This is a genomic window from Xanthomonas cassavae CFBP 4642 (assembly GCF_000454545.1).
GTDB classification, from domain to species: Bacteria; Pseudomonadota; Gammaproteobacteria; order Xanthomonadales; family Xanthomonadaceae; genus Xanthomonas; species Xanthomonas cassavae.
In genome coordinates this window covers 3,705,211-3,724,570 of sequence record NZ_CM002139.1, presented here as the reverse complement: position 1 = coordinate 3,724,570, position 19,360 = coordinate 3,705,211, and the positions used below count along the sequence as shown (strand labels likewise).

The 19,360-nt window shown below is 67.3% G+C and carries 10 protein-coding genes, 1 other RNA gene and 1 pseudogene; 8 read left to right on the top strand and 4 right to left on the bottom strand.

Annotated elements, in window-relative coordinates:
* Positions 1–752: 752 nt before the first annotated feature.
* Complete coding sequence (locus XCSCFBP4642_RS0116370) at positions 753–1,949, bottom strand: sensor histidine kinase (RefSeq protein WP_029220737.1); 1,197 nt, start codon at positions 1,947–1,949, stop codon at positions 753–755.
* Between the two features lie 645 nt (positions 1,950–2,594).
* Here XCSCFBP4642_RS0116370 and XCSCFBP4642_RS0116365 point away from each other — a divergent pair.
* From XCSCFBP4642_RS0116365 to XCSCFBP4642_RS0116355, 4 genes are all read left to right on the top strand, one after another.
* The gene (locus XCSCFBP4642_RS0116365; RefSeq protein WP_029220736.1) at positions 2,595–3,029 is read left to right on the top strand and encodes a DUF2946 family protein; all 435 of its coding nucleotides are present in this window, start codon (positions 2,595–2,597) and stop codon (positions 3,027–3,029) included.
* 198 nt (positions 3,030–3,227) lie between these two features.
* A non-coding RNA gene (locus XCSCFBP4642_RS27340) (sX9 sRNA) lies at positions 3,228–3,304 on the top strand.
* Positions 3,305–3,365: 61 nt separating this feature from the next.
* Positions 3,366–5,369, top strand: a complete 2,004-nt coding sequence (locus XCSCFBP4642_RS0116360; protein ID WP_029220735.1) for a TonB-dependent receptor — start codon at positions 3,366–3,368, stop codon at positions 5,367–5,369.
* Positions 5,369–7,129: a PepSY domain-containing protein gene (locus XCSCFBP4642_RS0116355; RefSeq protein WP_029220734.1), complete on the top strand. Its 1,761-nt coding sequence runs from the start codon at positions 5,369–5,371 to the stop codon at positions 7,127–7,129. Before XCSCFBP4642_RS0116360 ends, XCSCFBP4642_RS0116355 begins: the two co-directional genes overlap by 1 nt.
* A gap of 267 nt (positions 7,130–7,396) precedes the next feature.
* On the opposite strand, the gene XCSCFBP4642_RS0116350 is transcribed toward XCSCFBP4642_RS0116355, so the two are convergent.
* The 3 genes from XCSCFBP4642_RS0116350 to XCSCFBP4642_RS0116340 form a co-directional block, all read right to left on the bottom strand.
* Positions 7,397–8,122 (bottom strand): phosphoadenylyl-sulfate reductase, encoded by a 726-nt coding sequence (locus XCSCFBP4642_RS0116350; RefSeq protein WP_029220733.1) that lies wholly within the window; start codon positions 8,120–8,122, stop codon positions 7,397–7,399.
* On the bottom strand, positions 8,119–9,837 hold the full coding sequence (gene cysI, locus XCSCFBP4642_RS0116345; RefSeq protein ID WP_029220732.1) for an assimilatory sulfite reductase (NADPH) hemoprotein subunit: 1,719 nt from the start codon (positions 9,835–9,837) through the stop codon (positions 8,119–8,121). The genes XCSCFBP4642_RS0116350 and cysI overlap by 4 nt, the downstream gene beginning before the upstream one ends.
* Positions 9,838–9,960: 123 nt before the next feature.
* Complete coding sequence (locus tag XCSCFBP4642_RS0116340; RefSeq protein WP_029220731.1) at positions 9,961–11,808, bottom strand: assimilatory sulfite reductase (NADPH) flavoprotein subunit; 1,848 nt, start codon at positions 11,806–11,808, stop codon at positions 9,961–9,963.
* 179 nt (positions 11,809–11,987) lie between these two features.
* Here XCSCFBP4642_RS0116340 and cysD point away from each other — a divergent pair, with 179 nt between their 5' ends.
* The 4 genes and pseudogenes from cysD to XCSCFBP4642_RS0116320 all read left to right on the top strand — a co-directional run bounded on the left by cysD (position 11,988) and on the right by XCSCFBP4642_RS0116320 (position 19,318).
* Positions 11,988–12,896 (top strand): sulfate adenylyltransferase subunit CysD, encoded by a 909-nt coding sequence (gene cysD / locus XCSCFBP4642_RS0116335; protein WP_029220730.1) that lies wholly within the window; start codon positions 11,988–11,990, stop codon positions 12,894–12,896.
* A pseudogene (gene cysN, locus XCSCFBP4642_RS25075) lies at positions 12,896–14,871 on the top strand (sulfate adenylyltransferase subunit CysN). The gene cysD and the pseudogene cysN overlap by 1 nt, the downstream one beginning before the upstream one ends.
* A gap of 257 nt (positions 14,872–15,128) precedes the next feature.
* The gene (locus tag XCSCFBP4642_RS0116325; RefSeq protein ID WP_029220729.1) at positions 15,129–16,196 is read left to right on the top strand and encodes an efflux RND transporter periplasmic adaptor subunit; all 1,068 of its coding nucleotides are present in this window, start codon (positions 15,129–15,131) and stop codon (positions 16,194–16,196) included.
* The gene (locus tag XCSCFBP4642_RS0116320; protein WP_029220728.1) at positions 16,193–19,318 is read left to right on the top strand and encodes an efflux RND transporter permease subunit; all 3,126 of its coding nucleotides are present in this window, start codon (positions 16,193–16,195) and stop codon (positions 19,316–19,318) included. The genes XCSCFBP4642_RS0116325 and XCSCFBP4642_RS0116320 overlap by 4 nt, the downstream gene beginning before the upstream one ends.
* Positions 19,319–19,360 lie beyond the last annotated feature (42 nt).

The following is a 19,360-nucleotide window of genomic DNA, read 5'->3' as shown; positions in this document are numbered from 1 at the left end:
TCGCGCCGGAATGCGCGCTGTCAGTGATTCTCCCTACAGGTGTCAGGGCCGCCTGCGCTGGTGTCGTTGGCATGCATCAAGTTGGGCCCGGCGCTGTCGTAAACCCCTATAGCAGCCATGACACGACACTTTCGGACGTCTAGGGGTGGACGACGCAGGACCGGCGATGCAGACATCGCCTTGCCGGTTTGGTCAGTGGGGTGTCGTTGAGGGTTGCTAGCGCTGTCGCATCACTGTTGCGCGAGGCTGCGCACAGCGCGGCTGGCGCACCCGGGTCCCTGGGGAGAGACCTGGCGTGTTTGGCGGCGGATCCGGGTCGGGAGCTCGGATCCGCCTTTTTTTGCACGGGCACGCGTGCCAGGTGATGGCGAGGCAATGCCGCGGCAGGTGCCGGCCCCATTCCAATCGCCAGGAGCAAATTCGCCCACACGCCTGCGCAAGTGCAGATGAGCTGACACAGCGGCGATGTCGCCGACCGGCAGGACGCTTGGTGCCGTCAGTGACCCTGCCAGTAGCCAATGGCGACTGGGGGCGTGGTCGTCAGGTGGGCCGCCGCCGCACGGCATTGGCCCATCCTGCGTACAAGACGGGCTCTTCCGAACGTTCGCATCAGACCGACCGCCGCTCGTGACGTCTGGTCAGCTGCGACATCTGCAGGTTGGCTGTGCAAACCCGCCCACAGGGCCGAGGCCGCTGTCGATCCCGGATGCTGCTTTCCCGCGCATCACGCAGCGCGAATCAACCGCCAGCCCTCAGGCCAGCGGAATCCGCACCGAGAAGCAGGTGCCGCCTTCCAAACGTGGGCGCACGTTGACTTCGCAGCCCAGCGTTTCGGCAGTGCGGTGCACGATCCACAGGCCGATGCCCAGGCCGTCACTGCGCGGGTCGGCCTGGCGGAAGGCCTGGAACACCTGTTCGGGCTGCTCCAGATTCAGGCCGATGCCGCTGTCGATGATTTCCACCACCGCATGGCCGGGGCGGCGGCGCACGCCGACCAGCACGCGTCCGCGCTCGGTGTATTTGACGGCATTGCCGACCAGGTTGCCGATCAGGGTGGTCAGCAAGGTGGAGTGGCTGCGCACGCGCAGCGAGGTGGGTACGTGGCGCAGCGCCAGGCACTTGTCGATCGCCGGTTGGCGCCACACGCCCAGCACCGAATGCAGCACGTCTTCCAGCTGCAGCGCCTGCAGGTCCGGCATGGCCGCCTTGCTCGCGGCCGCCAGCGTGGCCAGTTCGTCAAGATGGCGCCCGACCTGGCTGATCGCATCGCGCGCGGTCACCAGGGTGGGAATGGAATCGACGTTGGCATGCCGGCGCATCTTGTCGATGGCGTAGGCCGCAGTACGCAACGGCATCTTGAGGTCGTGCCCGGCAATGGCCATCAGGCGGCTGCGGTAACGGTCGGACTCTTCGGCGATCAGCAGGGCACGACGCAATTCCAGCTGCGCCATGGTCTGGCGTGCAAGCGCGCGCAGTGCCTCGACCTGCTCGTCGGCGAGCTGGCGCGGCTTGCGGTCCAGCACGCAGACCGTGCCCAGCGGCAGGCCGTCGGGCGTCTTCAGCAGCGCGCCGGCATAGAAGTACAGCGGCGCTTCGCCGGTCACCAGCGGATTGCGCGAAAAGCGGATGTCTTGCCGCGTGTCCGGGACCACCAGCACATCGTTGTCGAGCAGCGCATGCGCGCACATCGACTTGAACAGCGGCGTCTCGCGCTCGCCCATGCCGAGTTCGCTCTTGAACCACTGGCGGTCGGCGTCCACCAGGCTGATCAGCGCGATCGGCGTCTGGCAGATGATCGATGCGAGCCGGGTGATGTCTTCGAACGCCGCCTCGCGCGGCGTATCGAGCACGCCATAGCTACGCAGCGCCTGAAGGCGGAGCGCTTCGCTAGGGGGTTTGGGGGCGCAGGGAAGTGGCTCAGCCGCTGGATCGGACAGGACGGTGCTCATGCGCGGAAGGTGAATGGGATGAGCCGCAAGCATAGGGCATGACCGTGCGCAGCAGGCGTGTAGCCCGACGCACCGGCCTGGAACTGTGACTGCCGGCCTGGGCCGGCCCGCGCTGGTGTCGTGTCGATGGGCGCCTGGCCGTGCCGGCGGTCAGCTGGCTGCACTGGCGTCGCTCCTTGCCGAGGCCACCCTGAATTCTTCGACCCCGGACCGACGTTGGCAACAGCGTGGGGTGGCGCTGGGTGGTTGCCCGGCCGTGTCATCGGACTGCGTCGAGTGCTGCGATGTGTCCGTGACGACCGACCATGAGCGACGACGGTGCGCTGCCGGTCTCAGTTGCGCCGGGTCCGTGGCAGGCTCGGGGGGAGAGCTATCGGTCTGTAGGCGAAAAGACCGTTAGCTCTTGCCGATGCCGATTGTTGAACACGCGCGTCTGACGACTTCGCACCGGGGTGCCCCCATCGGCGACAGCCCGCGACCGGCAGAACCGCTTCATCGGCCAGTGCGACGGCCCGCCCAGGCAGGCAACGGTCGCGCAGGTTGCCAAGCGGCACCGCCCCAAGGTCCGTGCGAAGGGTGCGACATCCGGTCGCGGCAGGGGAGCCAGCATCGCGGTGCGAGTGCCGTGCCGCGTACACTGCCGCCATGCTGCGTTCGTTCCGCCACCATCGCCTGATGCATTTGCCGGCTTGCCTGGCAGTGCTGCTGTTACTGGTGGCGCCGCTGATCAGCCGCTGGAACCAGGCGCCATCGCAGGAGCCGATGTGCATCAGCGGACCGGCCGGCAGTCTGGCCGCTGCGCTGCTGCGTCAGCAGGGTGCGTCGGTGCCGCACGCCTCGCATCATGACGGGCATGTGGCAGCGATCGGCCAGCATCCGGGCGACCACGATGCCGCCCGCCATGGCGACGCCTGCGACTATTGCGTGCTGGCTGCACGGCTGCTGCCCTGGCTGGTGCTGGCGGTGCTGTGCCTGCTCCAGCTGCGGCCAACGACAGTCTCCACACGCGGCGGCGCGCCGCGCCGGGCGGCGTTGCGCTGGGCAGCGCATGGCGCGCGCGGGCCACCGTTGTCCGCCTGACTCTCGCCCGTCGCGGGCGTTCGTTTCACCACCGTTGTTGCGCCGCCGATGCTCGGCCTGCGCGTGCGTGTCTGGATGAATCGCCCGTTTTCTTGAATCAAGCGAGCGCCCGCCGTGTTGCGGCGGCGCGCGGCTTGGCGCTGCTGACACCACGACTGCGCAGCCGACAGGCGGACGCGGCCGGTGCGCGCAATCGGCATGTACCACGCGTACACGCCGGTCTCGAGCGTGCCGTCCACGCCCACCTGAGCACTGCTCGCGACGTTCTGTCAGCCGCTCTTGGTGCCGTTCCGTAACGGCAAAGGGTTGGTCATGCGTTGGGGGTTGTTGAAAACGTTGTGGTGCGCGCCATCGTTGGCGTTGCTGTACGGGCCTGCCTGCGAGCTGCAGGCGCAGCAGGCGGCATTGACACTGGGCAAGGTGCAGGTCAGCGAGCAGGCCCAGCGCGTCCCGGGTGCGGCGCGGGTGCTCAGTTCGGTGGATGTGATCGGTGGCGAGCTGCTGCACGATCAGCATGTGGATTACAGCTGGGAGCTGCTGATGCGTGCGCCCGGGGTGCAGGTCACCCAGTTCCGCATGGGCACCGACGCAGGGCGGTTTTCGTTCCGCGGTTTCAATGGCGAGGGGCGGATCAATGCGGTCAAGCTGCTGATCGACGGCATCCCCAGCAACGACAACGCCGGCGGCATGCCGTATCTGGATGCGGTGTTTCCGCAGGACATCAGCGCCATCGAGATCGTGCGCGGCACCAACGATGCGCGGTACGGCTTGAACGCCATCGCCGGCAGCGTGGATGTGCTCACCCGTACCGGTGGCAACGATGGCCGCCTCAGCGTCACCGCCGGCAGCTTTGGCGCGCGCGAGGTGCAACTGGGCAAGGGTTTCGAGCAGGGCGCCTGGAGCCAGAACTATGTGCTGGCCTGGCGCGATTCCGATGGCTATCGCGAGCATGCCGATGCGCGCAAACGCAGCGTCGCCGGGAAGTGGTTCTACGCCGACCCGGATGGCGTCTTCCGTGCCGGGCTGACCACGCGCTATTACGACAACCACGCGCTGGAGGCGGGATATCTGGATGCGGCCACCGCCCGTGCAGCGCCGCGCAGTTCACCGGCGTATGCGCAGGACGATCGCAGCGAACGCCGCGTGTGGCAGACCGCACTGCATGTGGATGGTGTGCTGGGTGCGGATGCGCAGTGGAGCGCCAAGGCCTATCAGAACGACTACCGCAACCAGCGTTGGGTACGCTTTTCCGCCGCCGGCCTGCAGCAGGAGCGCGATACCGACGAGACCCATCGCGGCGTGGTGCTGCGTGGCAACTGGCAGCCCGGCTGGGAGGCGATGGACACCAGCCTGGAAGCCGGCCTGGACGCCCAATGGCAGGACAACCGGCAGCAGCGGTATCGCACCGCCGCGCGTGTGCGCGGCGCGCAACTGCGCGATTGGGACTACGACCTGCGCACGCACGGCGCCTATGTGCAGGCGGTCCTCAAACCGACTGCGCGTCTGCAGCTGGTGCCCGGCTACCGGATCGATCAGGTCGATGGCCGGCTGCACGATGTGCTGGCCGGTGTGTCTGCGCCGACCTATGACTACGGCAGCATCAAGCAGCCCAAGTTCAGCGCCAGCTATCGCGTGGGCGAGCAGAGCAGTGTCTATGCCAACTGGGGGCGCAGCTTCCAGATTGGCAGCGGCGACGGCGCTTACCGTCGGCAGCCCGCCAATCTCGGGCCATCGATCAACGACGGCTGGGAAGCCGGGTTCAAGTTTGCGCCGTCGGCGATGCTGGATGGCCGGCTGGCGTACTGGGAGCAACGCGCCTCCGGCGAGGTAGCGACCGTGCTCGGCGTCAATGGCGTGCCCGGCATCGGCGATGTGGCCAACGTGGGACGCACGTTGCGGCGTGGCTGGGATGCGCAGTTGAACCTGCAGCCAGCCGAACGCTGGCGCGCATGGATGTCCTATTCACGGCAGAAGGCCAGCATCGCCACGCCCGACCCAAGCGCGCCGGCTACGCGCGGCAAGGAGATCGAGAACGTACCGCACTGGCTGGCCGCCGCCGGGCTGGAATGGCAGGCAAGTACGGCGGTGCAGTTGAGTGCCTGGGGCAACGCGCAAGGGGATTACTACCTGGAACGCAGCAACGCCCTGGGCCGCACCGGAGGCTATGCCTTGCTCAATCTGGGCGCGCGCTGGAATGTGGATGCGCGCAACGCGCTCAGCCTGCAACTACGTAATGTCACCGATCGTGCGTATGTGTATGCCTGGTACGACAGCGGCAGTTCCGGTTACTCGCCGGGCGATGGCCGCGCGCTGTCGCTGTCGTGGGATTGGAGTTTCTGATGCATCTACCTCTCAACGCTGGCCGAGCCGGCGCGGTGCCTCGGGACGGCCGTTGGCGGTTCTATCGCGCGGTGTGGCGCTGGCATTTCTATGCAGGCCTGTTGGTGCTGCCTTTCATCATCTGGCTGGCGCTGACCGGCGCGGCGTTTCTGTACCAGGAAGCGATCGATCGCAGCGTGCATCACGCGCTGAAGGTGGTGCCGGTAGGGCCGGTACGCGCATCCGCACAGCAACTGGTGGATGCGGCCCAGCGCCATTTCCCAGGGCGCCTGTTTCGCTACACCACGCCGAAGCAGGCCGATGCCAGTGCCGAGATCGGGCTGGTGGACGCGCGCGGCGCGCGGCGGGTGGTGTACCTGGACCCGTACCGCACGCGCGTGCTGGGCAGCCTGCCCGAGCACGGCACGCTGGCCTGGACCATCCGCCGGCTGCACAGTCTTGACGTGTTCGGGCCGCTGGCGCGTGGGCTGATCGAACTGGCCGCCGGCTGGGCGATCGTGCTGGTGCTCACCGGGGCCTATCTGTGGTGGCCACGTGGGCGACGCGGTGGTGTGATCAGCGTGCGTGGCGCACCGATCCAGCGGCTGTTCTGGCGTGACCTGCATGCGGTGACCGGTGCGGGCGTCGGCGCGGTGCTGCTGTTCCTGGCGCTGACCGGCATGCCGTGGTCGTGGCTCTGGGGCGCGCAGGTCAATCGCTGGGTCAACGGCCACGACTTCGGGTATCCGGCCGGACTGCGCGTGCAGCTCCCGATGTCGCAGCAGCGGCTCACCGACAGCGGCGACACCGCGTGGTCGCTGCGGCAGGCGCGCGTGCCGGAGTCTGTGTTGCCTGGGCGCGCGGCGCGTGGACGTCATGAAGAGGGGCGCGGTGCGCAGGCGGATGGGCTGCATTCCGGTGCGATGCATGCGGCCGGGCTCGATTCCAGCGTCCACTCGGCCAGGAGGAATACTGGGTCGGAGGTCTCGCCTGGAGTGCACGCAGCGCTGGTACAACGGATGGACAAGCTACCGCACGCAATGCCAGCGGACCACGACGAGCCTCCAGTACAAGCGGAACAGGCAGACCGAATGGGGCGCTCGAAAGATGGTGGGCACGCCGCGCAGATGAATCATTCGGAGCACGCAGAGCACTCGCCAGACGCCGCCGGTGCGGAACACCTCACGCAACACGCGCACCCGAACAATCCCGAGCACGCCGTACATGGCGGCGCCGGCGGTCTTGCTGCGCCGGGGTACGGCGCGATCGACCTGGATGCGGCGCTTGTGCGCCTGGATGCGCTGGGCATCGTGCCCGGTTACAGCGTGGCGCCACCGAATGGCGTGCGCGGGGTGTACACCGCATCGGTGTATCCGGCCGACCTGCAGCGTCAGCGGGTGATCCATCTCGACCAATACAGCGGCGCGGTATTGCTGGATATGACGTATCGCGACTATGGGCCGCTGGCCAAGCTGCTGGAGTGGGGCATCAATGTGCACCTGGGCCAGCAATACGGCACGGCCAATCAGCTGGTCCTGCTGCTGGCCTGCCTGGCCATCGTGCTGCTGTGCGTGAGTGCGGCGGTGATGTGGTGGAAGCGACGCCCGAGCGGTGGGTTGGGCGTGCCGCCGTTGCCGGCAGATGTGCGCACCTTGCGTGGGGTGCTGGTGTTGCTGGCGCTGTGCGGGCTGATGTTTCCGCTGGTCGGCGTCTCGCTGTTGCTGATGTGGGTGTTCGATCGGTACTGGGTCCGGCGGGAGCAGGTAGAGGGTGCAACCTGATCCCTGAGACATGTCAGTACCCAGCAAACGTCCGCAATCCAGCAAACGTCCGACTTTCTGCGTGGTAAAACACGGTGGTCAGGCGTCACCGAGTGGCAGCAAGTGCGGCCGCTGTGTTGGGTGGGCAGATGCGGCATCCCTCGCATGGCTCGCTGCGTTGATCAACAGCGTTGCCAGTTATTGCTGTTTCGCATCTGTGCGGCGCAGCGCCGATGGAGGGTGCGTGCGGCACTGTGCTGAGCGCGGGTTGGCCACCCGCCACTCCGCTCAAATATCTTCGTGGATGCCGCATTCGCGCTTCAGCCCGAAGAAGCGCGTGTCTTCCTCGCGCATGCCCGGCTCCCAGCGGCGGGTGGTGTGGAAATCACCGATGGAGACATAGCCCTGCTCCCACAGTGGATGGTAGGGCAGGTCGTGGGCCTGCAGGTATTGCCACACGTCGCGATCGGTCCAGTCGGCGATGGGGCTGACCTTGTAGCGGTCGCCGCGCTTCTGCAGGATCGGCGTCTGCGCACGGCCGCCGGACTGGCTGCGGCGCAGGCCGGTGAACCAGGTGCCCACGTTGAGCTCGTCCAGTGCGCGCCGCATCGGCTCGACCTTGCGCAGATTGTTGTACTGATCGATGCCCACCATGCCCTGTTCCCACAGGCGCCCGTGGCGGGCCTCCATCCAGGCGCGGCTGACCAGCGGGCGATACACCTTGAGGTTGAGCTTGAGTCGGTCGGTCAAGGCATCGGCAAAGCGGTAGGTTTCCGGGAACAGGTAGCCGGTATCGATCAGAATCACCGGAATGTCCGGGCGCTGCTGGGACAACAGGTGCAGCGTCACCGCAGATTGCGCACCGAAACTGGACGACAGCGCAGCCTCCTGCGGCCCGTGCTGCAACGCCCACGCCACACGCTCGTCGGCGCGCAGGGGCTCCAGCTGCGCGTTGAGCGTGTCCAGATCGTCCAGTGCCGAAGAGGTGTTCGATGCAGCGGGCAGCGCGGTCATGCGAGCAGTTCCAGGTCGAGGTGACGGTGCGTGGGGTAGGGCGGCAACGCGATCAGGCCGCTGCGGTGCAGGAAATCGCCGAAGCCTTCGTCGCCGGCCTGGTCGCGTTCGGCCGCATAGCGGGCCAGCAGCGGCTCGAGCGCAGCGAGGATCTCCGCTTCGGTAATGTTTTCGCGATACAAGGTGTTGAGGCGTTGGCCGCGGCGGTCGCCGCCGAGCATCAGGTTGTAGCGGCCGGGCGCCTTGCCCACCAGCGCGATCTCGGCCAGGTAGGGCCGGGAACAGCCGTTCGGGCACCCGGACAGACGCAGCACGATGGGCGTGTCGGCCAGGCCGTGCCGTTCCAGCAGCGGCTGCAGGGCCGCACTGAAATCCGGCAGATAGCGCTCGGCCTCGGCCATCGCCAGGCCGCAGGTGGGCAGCGCCACACAGGCCATGGCACCGCGTGCCAGCGCGGTGGCAGCGTGGTTGCCCGCATCCAGCGCGTACTGCGCGACCAGCGTGTCGATGCGTGCCCGCGCGCTGGCGGGCACACCGGCGATCACCAGGTTCTGGTTGGGCGTCATGCGGAACTCGCCCACCTGCAACTGTGCGATCAACTGTGCAATGGCACGCAACCCGCTCAGGTGCGCAGCGGTCTCGGTGTCGGCAATGCGGCCGGCCGGCAGCGACAGGGTCAGGTGCCACAGACCATCTTCGCCCTCCACCCAGCCATAGCGGTCGCCGTTGTGGTCGAACGCGAAGTGTTTTGCCGGCTGCAGGGCGAACCCGGCGCGGCGCTCGATCTCGGCGGCGATGGTATCCAGGCCGTGGTCGTCGATGGTGTACTTGAAACGCGCGTGCTTGCGCACCGCGCGGTTGCCCAGGTCGCGCTGGGTGGTGACCACCGCGGTGGCGATCTCCAGCAACTGCTCGCGGGTCACGAAACCGATCACATTGGCCACGCGCGGCCAGGTCTCGGTGTCGCCGTGGGTGGCGCCCATGCCGCCGCCGATACTGACGTTGTAGCCGAGCAGCTCGCCGTCGCGCAGGATCGCGATAAAACCAAGATCGTTGGCGAACACGTCCACGTCGTTGAGCGGCGGTGCGGCGAATCCGATCTTGAACTTGCGCGGCAGATAGCGCTCGCCGTAGATCGGCTCGTCCTCGCTGCCGGAGCCGGAAACGCGCTCTTCGTCCAGCCAGATCTCGTAGTACGCACGGGTATTGGGCAGCAGATGCTCGGACACGCGCGCCGCATCGGCATACAGCGTGGCGTGCGCCTGCGACAGCAGCGGGTTGGCCGCCACCTGTACATTGCGATTGACATCGCCGCAGGCAGCCAGCGTATCGACCAAGGTGGCGTTGATCGCCTGCATGGTGGCCTTGAGCTCGCGCTTGATCACCCCGTGGAACTGGAACGCCTGGCGCGTGGTGATGCGCAGCGAATGATTGGCATAGCGCGTGGCGATGCCATCCAGCGCCAGCCACTGGATGGGCGAAATCACCCCGCCCGGCGTGCGCGTGCGGATCATGAACTGATACGCCGGTTCGAGTTTCTGCCGCCGCCGCTCGTCGCGAATATCGCGGTCATCCTGCTGGTAGCTGCCGTGGTACTTGATCAGCGTCTGATCGTCCTCGCGCAGCGCCCCGGTCACCGCATCGGCCAGGCTCTGTTCCAGCGACCCCCGCAGGCGACGGCTTTCGGATTTGATGTCTTCGACGGAGTGGCTCATGACGGGATTCGGCATTCGTGATTAGGGATTGGCAACAACAACGCGCTGGCAGTGCCCACAAGACATAACGATCGCGGACATCCGCTGTTACAAATCCCCAATCCCGATTCCCGATTCCCGGCCTCAATAGACATCACGTGCATACCGCCCCTCCACCTGCAGCTGGGTGAGATAGGCCGCAGCGGCTTCCGCATCCAGGGCGCCGTGGGTGGTGACGATGTCCAGCAGTGCGGCGTGCACGTCCTTGCCCATGCCGATGGCGCCGCACACGTACACATGCGCACCGCCTTGCAGCCAGGCGTAGACGTCGGCGCCGCGCTCGCGCAGGCGGTGCTGCACATAGACCTTGTCGCTGTGGTCGCGCGAGAACGCCAGGTCCAGGGCATGCAGCTCGCCGCGGTGCAGGGCCTGCTGCCATTCGGCCTGGTACAGGAAATCGGTGTTGAAGTGCTGGGCGCCGAAGAACAGCCAGTTGCGGCCCCTGGCGCCGGTTTCGGCGCGTTCCTGCACGAAGCCGCGAAACGGCGCCACGCCGGTGCCAGGACCGATCATCAGGATGTCGCGGTCGGCATTGGCCGGCACGCGGAAGCGTTCGTTCGGCTCGATGTAGACCGGTGCGGTCTCGCCGTCGGCAAGCGCAGCGAGAAAGCTGCTGGCCGACCCCAGGTGCGCATGCCCGTGGGCCTGGTAGTTGAGCTCGTCCACGGCCAGATGCACCTCCTCGCCCACGCGCTTGCGACTGGAGGCGATCGAGTACAGCCGTGGGGTGAGTGGGCGCAGGCTGGCCAGCAGGCTGGCATGGTCCCAGTCCGCCGGCCAGCGGCGCAGCACGTCGATCACCTGATGATCGGCAAGCAGCGCCGCCAGGCCGGCGGTCTGGGTCGGGGCGAGCAGCGCCTGCAGCGCGTGGGCACCGGCGCGCTCGGCATGTGCGGCAAGGAATGGCCGCGACAGCTTGGTCAGTTCGCGCCGGCTGCTCAGCCAGTCGCGCAGGGGCAACGTGTCTTCGCCAACCGTGACGGCGGCATCGCCATCCAGGCGCACGGCCTGCAGCAGCGGTTCCACCAGCGCAGGCGGGTTGCGATGGACGATGCCCAGCGCATCGCCCGGCTCGTAGCTCAGGCCGCTGCCGTCCAGCGAAAATTCCAGGTGCCGCACGCGCTTGCCCGGTTGTGCGTAGACACGGAAGCCCGGGCCCTTGAAGTCGCGCCCGCTGATGATCTGGTTGGCCAGCAGCTCGGCGGCGAATGGGTGTTGGTGCGACCAGGTGGGCGCGGCGGGGCTGCTGCGCAGTGGCGTGATCGTGGCCGACTGCGGGCCGCTCTTGAGCTGCTCGCGGGCGTGCCTGAGGGCCTGCGTGCGCCAGGGGGTGGCCACGCTGTCGATCTCCAGGTCGGCTTCGCCCCGCGGCTGCACGCGGCTGGCCCCCAGCGCGGCCAGGCGTTCGTCGATGCGCCGCGCAATCCCGCAGAAGTCCGCATAGCTGGAGTCGCCCAGGCCCAGCACCGCGTACCTGAGCTCGGGCAGCTTGGGCGCGCGGCGGCCGGTGAGGAATTCCACCAGGCCGATCGCATCGTCCGGCGGGTCACCTTCGCCCTGGGTGCTGATCACCACGTACAGCAGGCGCTCGCTGGCCAGCTCACGGGTGGGGTAGGCATCGGCGCGCAGCAGCCGCACCTGCAGGCCCGCCGCCTCGGCGTCGGCGGCCAGCTGTTCGGCCTGCCGGCGGGCGTTGCCGGTCTGGCTGCCGTACAGCACGGTCAGACGCTGGCTGTCCTGCGCCACGGCCTGCGGCTGCCCGCCCGGCAGCACCGCCAGCGCGCGTGGCGGCTGGCCCTGGGCCAGCCCGGCGGTGTAGCCGGACAGCCACCACAGCGACGCGGTGTCCAGGCCGTCGACCAACCGCTCCAGCAGCGCCTTGCGCTCGTCGGGCAAGGGGCTGGGCGGTAGCGCGGAGCTGGCGGCAGTCATTCGGGTCCGGGGGCTTCGATAAGACCGACGATGTTAGGGAGGCGTTGCGGCCTCCAGAAAGGAGTAGCCGTTATCGCGTTATGCCGGCCGCTTATTTCGGACTGGCATGACGGCGGCACACACTGCAGCGCCTTGCCCTACCATCGGTTGGTCTGCCCACCGATGCCGACGACATCCCGATGACCCTGCTGCCGCTGTCCCATCTCGACCGGCTCGAAGCCGAAAGCATCCACATCCTGCGCGAAGTCGCCGCCGAATTCCGGGCCCCGGTGATGCTGTATTCGGTCGGCAAGGACAGTTCGGTGCTGCTGCATCTGCTGCTCAAGGCGTTCGCGCCGTCGCCGCCGCCGATTCCGCTGCTGCATGTGGACACGCGCTGGAAGTTCCGCGAGATGATCGCCTTCCGCGACCGCCGCGCGGCCCAAACCGGTGTGGACCTGCGCGTGCACATCAACCCCGACGGCATCGCCCAGGACGTCGGCCCGATCAGCCATGGTGCCGCGGTGCACACCGACATCATGAAGACCCAGGGCCTGAAGCAGGCGCTGGAGCAGGGCCGCTTCGATGCGGCGATCGGGGGGGCGCGGCGCGACGAGGAGAAGTCGCGCGCCAAGGAGCGGGTGTTCTCGTTCCGCAATGCGCGCCATCGCTGGGACCCGAAGAACCAGCGCCCGGAGCTGTGGAATCTGTACAACGCACGCACCAGCCCCGGCGAGAGCGTGCGCGTGTTTCCGCTGTCCAACTGGACCGAGCTGGATATCTGGCTGTACATCTACCGGGAGAAAATTCCGGTGGTGCCGCTGTATTTCGCCGCGCCGCGCCCGGTCGTGGAGCGCGACGGTGCCTGGATCATGGTCGACGACGCGCGCCTGCCGCTGCACCCCGGCGAAACCCCGCAGCTGCGCTCGGTACGCTTCCGCACGCTGGGCTGCTACCCGCTCACCGGCGCGATCGATTCCACCGCCGACACGCTGGAAGCGGTGATCGCCGAAATGCTGGTCAGCACCAGCTCCGAGCGCCAGGGCCGCATGATCGACCACGCACCGGGCGCCTCGATGGAACAGAAGAAGCTGGAGGGGTATTTTTGATGAGCCGGGAATCGGGAGTCGGGAATGGGGAATCGGGACAGCAGTTCGCTGCAAACGTCGTGATGACGGAGAACGCCTTTGCGATTCCCGATTCCCGACTCCCGACTCCCGGCAGCATCGCTGCCTACCTCCAACAGCACGAAGCCAAGCCGCTGCTGCGCTTCATCACCTGCGGCAGCGTGGACGATGGCAAGAGCACGCTGATCGGACGGTTGCTGTACGACAGCAAGCGCTTGTTCGACGATCAGTTGGCGGCGCTGGAAAGCGATAGCCGCCGCCATGGCACCCAGGGCGAGGGCATCGATTACGCCTTGCTGATGGACGGGTTGGCGGCCGAGCGCGAGCAGGGCATCACCATCGATGTGGCCTACCGCTATTTCGATACCGACCGGCGCAAGTTCATCGTCGCCGATTGCCCCGGCCACGAGCAGTACACCCGCAACATGGCCACCGGTGCGTCCACTGCCGATGTGGCGGTGGTGTTGGTGGACGCACGCAAGGGGGTGCTGACCCAGACCCGCCGGCACAGCTACATCGTGTCGCTGTTGGGCATCCGCCACGTGGTGCTGGCGGTCAACAAGATGGATCTGGTGGGCTACGACGCGCAGGTGTTCGCCGACATCGCCGAGGGCTATCGCGCACTGGCCGCACAGCTGGGCATCGCCGATGTGCAATGCCTCCCGTTGTCGGCGCTGGCCGGCGAAAACCTGTCCGGCCCGTCCACCCGCATGCCGTGGTACCAGGGGCCGCATCTGCTGCAGCATCTGGAGAGCGTGCAACTGGCGTCGCCGGAGGATGCCGGCGGCCTGCGTCTGCCGGTGCAATGGGTCAACCGGCCCAATTCACAGTTCGCGGCTACGCCGGCACCATCGCGGCCGGGCAGGTACGGGTAGGCGATGCGGTGGTAGTGGTGCCATCCGGGCGGCGCTCGCAGGTGTCCAGCGTGCTCGATGCCAATGGCGCGGTGGCTGCTGCACGTGCCGGTCAGGCGGTGACGCTGACCTTGCGTGATGAGGTCGATATCAGTCGCGGCGACATCATCGCCGGCATCGATGACCCGCCCGAAGTGGCCGACCAGTTCGCCGCGCATCTGTTGTGGATGGACGATGCCGCGCTGCTGCCGGGGCGCCCGTACTGGCTGAAGATCGGCGCGCGCACGGTCACCGCGAGCATCAGCGAGATCAAGCACAAGGTCGATGTGAATACCCAGGAGCGCCTGGCCGCCAAGCGGCTGGAGCTCAACGAGGTGGGCTACTGCAATCTGTCGCTGGACGAGCCCGTCGCGTTCGCGCCATACGCGCGCAACCGCGTGCTGGGCGGCTTCATCCTGATCGACCGGCAGACCCATGCCACCGTGGCCGCCGGCGCGCTGGAATTTGCGCTGCGCCGTGCCGGCAACGTGCACTGGCAGCATCTGGATGTGGACCGCAGTGCACGGGCACGCATCAAGGGCCAGACGCCGCGCGTGCTGTGGTTCACCGGCCTGTCCGGCGCCGGCAAGTCCACCGTGGCCAATCTGGTCGACAGGCGCCTGCACGCGCTGGGCTATCACACCTTCATCCTGGACGGCGACAACGTGCGCCACGGGCTCAACCGCGATCTGGGCTTCACCGACGAGGATCGCGTGGAAAACATCCGCCGCGTGGCCGAGGTGGCGCGGCTGATGGCCGATGCCGGGCTGATCGTGCTGGTCAGCTTCATCTCGCCGTTCCGCGCCGAGCGCCAACTGGCGCGCGAACGCTTCGAGGCGGGCGAATTCGTCGAGGTATTCGTCGATGTGCCGCTGGCGGTGGCCGAGGCGCGCGATGTGAAGGGGCTATACCGCAAGGCTCGCGCCGGGCAGATTCCCAACTTCACCGGCATCGACTCGCCGTACCAGCCGCCCGAGACGCCGGAGATCCATCTTCACGCCGATGGTGAGAATGTAGAGGCGCTGGCGCGCCAGGTGCTGGGGTATCTCGGGCTGGAGCGCTGAGCGCGACGCATGCGGCACAGCGGGCAGTTGGCAGGCAGGGCAGGCGGCACGCGATCCATGTGTACCACGGTGCGCTTGGTTCGTGATGGCCGCTTGGGCCCGCTTGGCGCTGCAGGCAATGCGCTCTGCGTCATGCTCGACAGCGCATCGTGACGCCGGCGACAAGGGTCGTTGGTCATGGTGCAAAGCGCGCCCTTTCCGGCAATTCATGGCGGCGAGGTCGGTAAACTTTCGCCGTACCCCGCCAGGATGTTCTGATGCTTGTTCTGCCCAGCGCGCGTGTCTGCGTTGCGCTTCTGTTGGCCGTATGGCTGTCCGGTTGTTCCCGCCAGGCGAGTGCGCCGGCGGTGGCCAAGCCCATCCCGGTGGTGGTGCAGCCGGTGGCGGTGCAACCCTGGAACTCCACCGTGCAGTCCATCGCCACCGTGCGCGCGCGCGAGTCGGTGGCGCTCACCGCCGCGGTCAGCGATGTGGTCGAGCGGGTCTATTTCGACAGCGGCGACGAGGTCAAGGCCGGGCAGCTGCTGCTGCGTCTGCGCGGCAATTCGCAGCAGGCGGCACTGACGGCCGCACAGGCCACCTTCGAGGAAACCGATCAGCTGTACCGGCGCCAGTTGAGCCTGGTTGGCCAGCAGCTGGTGGCCAAATCCACGGTCGATACCCAGCGCGCGCTGCGCGATGCGGCGCAGGCGCGCGTGCAGCAGATGCGCGCGGAAATCACCGACCGTGAAGTGCGCGCGCCGTTCTCCGGGGTGCTCGGCATCCGCCAGATCAGCCCGGGCTCGTTGATCACCTCCAGCACGGTGATCGCCACGCTGGACGATGTGGCGCGCATGTACGTGGATTTCCAGGTACCGGAATCGCAATTCGGCCTGGTGCAGCTCGGCAATGCCGTCAATGGCACCGCGGCGGCGTATCCGGGCGAGCAGTTCGAAGGCGTGGCGGCGGCGATCGATTCGCGCATCGACGAGACCACCCGCTCGGTGACGGTGCGGGCGGACTTCCCCAACGGCGATCGCCGGCTGCGCCCGGGCATGTTGCTGGATGTGCGCCTGTTCCAGCCGGCGCGGCAGGCGGTGGTGATCCCGGAGATTGCGGTGGTGCAGGTGGGGCGCGAGTCCTACGTGTTCCGGGTCACACCCGACAGCAGCGTGGAGCGTGCCGACGTGCGCCTGGGCGAGCGACGCGATGGCAAGGTGGAAATCCTCGAAGGCCTCAAGGCAGGTGAGCGCATCGTGGTGGATGGCACCGGCAAGCTGCGGCCCGGCCTGAAGGTCGCCGACCAGCCGGCACCGGCGCGGGCCACCCCGCAGGCCGCACGATGAAACTCTCCGACCTGTCTATTACCCGCCCGGTGATGGCGGTGGTCATGAGCCTGTTGCTGATCGTGCTGGGGGTGATGTCGTTCACCCGGCTCACCTTGCGCGAACTGCCGGCGATCGACCCGCCCATCGTCTCGGTGGACGTGGAATACACCGGCGCCTCGGCCGCAGTGGTGGAAAGCCGCATCACCCAGGTGCTGGAAGACGCGCTGGCCGGCATCGAGGGCATCGAGACCATCGAGGCGCGCAGCCGCAATGGTTCCTCGGACATCAGCATCGAATTCGCGCAATCGCGCGATGTGGAAGCGGCTGCCAACGACGTGCGCGATGCGGTCAGCCGCGTCTCCGACCGCATGCCCGACCAGGCGCGCCCGCCGGAGATTTCCAAGGTCGAGGCCGACGCAGACCCCATCCTGTGGCTCAACATGAGTTCCAGCACGATGGACACGCTGCAGCTGTCCGACTATGCCGAGCGCTATGTCGTCGACCGCTTTTCCAGCCTGGATGGCGTGGCGCAGGTGCGCATTGGCGGCCGCCAGCGCTACGCCATGCGCATCTGGCTGGACCGCGACCAACTGGCTGCACGCGCGCTCACCGTTACCGACGTGGAAGCCGCGCTGCAGAACGAGAACGTGGAATTGCCGGCCGGCAGCATCGAATCGGCGCAGCGCGACTTCACCCTGCGGGTGGAGCGCAGTTATCTCAAGCCGGAGGATTTTGCCAAGCTGCCGCTGAGCAAGGGCGACGATGGCTACGTTGTGCGGATGGGCGACGTGGCCAGGGTGGAACTCACCTCGGCCGAGCGGCGTGCGTATTTCCAGAGTAATGGCGTGCCCAACGTGGGCCTGGGCATCGTGCGCAATTCCACCGCCAATGCGCTGGACGTGGCGCGCGAGGCGCGCGCGCAAGCCGAAGAAGTGCAGAAATCGCTGCCGCAGGGCACCAATATCTTCGTCGCCTTCGACACCACCACCTTCATCGATGCGGCGGTGGAGCGCGTCTACCACACGCTGATCGAAGCGGTGGTGCTGGTGCTGGTGGTGATCTGGGTGTTTCTGGGCAGCGCACGCGCGGCCCTGATTCCTGCAGTGACGGTGCCGGTGTGTCTGATTGCCGCATTCATCGCGCTGTACGCGTTCGATTTTTCGATCAACCTGCTGACCTTGCTCGCGCTGGTGCTGTGTATCGGCCTGGTGGTGGACGATGCCATCGTGGTGGTGGAAAACATCCAGCGCCGCATCGACCTGGGCGAGCCGCCGCTGGTGGCCGCCAAACGCGGCACCGCACAGGTAGCGTTCGCGGTGATTGCGACCACGGCGGTGCTGGTGGCGGTGTTCCTGCCGGTGGGCTTTCTGGAAGGCAACACCGGGCGGCTGTTCCGCGAGCTGGCAGTGGCGCTGGCGGCGGCGGTGGCGATCTCGGCCTTCGTGGCGCTGACGCTGACGCCGATGATGTCGTCGAAGTTGCTGCGCTCGCACGGGCAGGCCAAGCCCAATCGCTTCCACCAATGGTTCGATGGGCGCATGCAGGCGGTGTCCGGTACGTACGGCCGCTCGCTGGAGCGCCACGTGCAACGCACCTGGGTGTTTGCGTTGCTGATGCTGCTGGCACTGGGCGCCAGTGCATGGCTGATGGGCCGCATTCCCTCCGAGCTGGCGCCGGCCGAAGACCGCGGCAATTTCCAGATCATGATCGACGGCCCCGAGGGCGCCGGTTTCGACTACACCGTGGGCCAGATGCATCAGGTCGAAGACATCCTGCGTCCGTACGTCGGCCCGGACAAACCCATCGTGCGCGCCAACCCGCGCGTGCCCGGCGGCTTCGGCAGCAGCGAGGAAATGCACACCGGCCGCGTCAGCGTGTTCCTGCAGGACTGGGAAAAGCGCACCCGCCCGACCACCGAAGTGGCTGACGAACTGCAACAAAAGCTCAACGCGCTCAGTGGTGTGCGTGCGCGCACGCAGGTCAGCGGTGGTCTGGTGCGTAGCCGCGGCCAGCCGTTCCAGCTCGTGTTGGGCGGGCCGGATTATGCGGAAATCGCGCAATGGCGCGATCGCATTTTGCAGCGCATGGAATCCAATCCCGGCCTGGTCGGCCCGGACTCGGATTACAAGGAAACCCGCCCGCAGATGCGCGTCAACATCGACCGTCTGCGTGCGGCCGACCTGGGCGTGCCGGTCACCGCGATCGGTGGCGCGCTGGAGGCCATGATGGGCTCGCGCCGCGTCACCACCTTCGTCGACAATGGCGAGGAATACGACGTGATGCTGCAGGCCGGGCGCGAGGGCCGCATGTCGCCGGAAGACCTCACTGCCATCCGCGTGCGCTCCAGCCGCGGCGAGCTGATTCCGCTGTCCAACCTGGTGAGCTTGAGCGAAGTGGCCGAAGCCGGCACCTTGAACCGCTTCAATCGCCTGCGCGCGATCACCATTACTGCTGGCCTGGCGCCGGGCTACCCGCTGGGCGAAGCCATCGCCTGGGCGCAGCAGACCGCGCGCGAAGAACTGCCCGAATACGCCCAGGTGGACTGGAAGGGCGAATCGCGCGAATACCAGCAATCGGGCAGCGCGGTGCTGCTGACCTTCGGCATGGCGTTGCTGGTGGTGTACCTGGTGCTGGCGGCGCAGTTCGAAAGCTTTGCGCATCCGTTGGTGATCATGCTCACCGTGCCGTTGGCGGTGCTGGGCGCACTGGTCGGCCTGTGGCTCACCGGCGGTACGCTCAATCTCTTCAGCCAGATCGGCATCGTGATGCTGGTGGGCCTGGCGGCCAAGAACGGTATCCTGATCGTGGAATTCGCCAATCAGTTGCGCGACGAAGGCCGCAGCGTGCACGCGGCCATCGTCGAATCGGCATCGGTGCGTTTGCGTCCGATCCTGATGACGTCCATCGCCACGGTGGTCGGCGCGATCCCGCTGGTGGTGGCCGGTGGGCCCGGCTCGGCCAGTCGCGCGACGATCGGCGTGGTGGTGATCTTCGGCGTTTCGTTGTCCACGCTGCTGTCGCTGTACGTAGTACCGGCGTTCTATAGCCTGATCGCCCCGTATACCAAGTCGCCGGAAGCGGTGGCCCGCCAGCTGGAGACGCTGGAAGCGCAGACGCCATCGGTCGGCGGGCACGCGTAAGCGATGCTGGCGTCGGCGGCGCCTGCGGCTCTTACGGCCTCA

Excerpts from the sequence above, each read along its gene's own strand:
- XCSCFBP4642_RS0116370 (WP_029220737.1), bottom strand. The coding sequence starts at position 1,949 with ATGAGCACCGTCCTGTCCGATCCAGCGGCTGAGCCACTTCCCTGCGCC.
- XCSCFBP4642_RS0116365 (WP_029220736.1), top strand. The coding sequence starts at position 2,595 with ATGCTGCGTTCGTTCCGCCACCATCGCCTGATGCATTTGCCGGCTTGC.
- XCSCFBP4642_RS0116355 (WP_029220734.1), top strand. The coding sequence starts at position 5,369 with ATGCATCTACCTCTCAACGCTGGCCGAGCCGGCGCGGTGCCTCGGGAC.
- XCSCFBP4642_RS0116350 (WP_029220733.1), bottom strand. The coding sequence starts at position 8,122 with ATGACCGCGCTGCCCGCTGCATCGAACACCTCTTCGGCACTGGACGAT.
- cysI (WP_029220732.1), bottom strand. The coding sequence starts at position 9,837 with ATGAGCCACTCCGTCGAAGACATCAAATCCGAAAGCCGTCGCCTGCGG.
- XCSCFBP4642_RS0116340 (WP_029220731.1), bottom strand. The coding sequence starts at position 11,808 with ATGACTGCCGCCAGCTCCGCGCTACCGCCCAGCCCCTTGCCCGACGAG.
- cysD (WP_029220730.1), top strand. The coding sequence starts at position 11,988 with ATGACCCTGCTGCCGCTGTCCCATCTCGACCGGCTCGAAGCCGAAAGC.
- XCSCFBP4642_RS0116325 (WP_029220729.1), top strand. The coding sequence starts at position 15,129 with ATGCTTGTTCTGCCCAGCGCGCGTGTCTGCGTTGCGCTTCTGTTGGCC.
- XCSCFBP4642_RS0116320 (WP_029220728.1), top strand. The coding sequence starts at position 16,193 with ATGAAACTCTCCGACCTGTCTATTACCCGCCCGGTGATGGCGGTGGTC.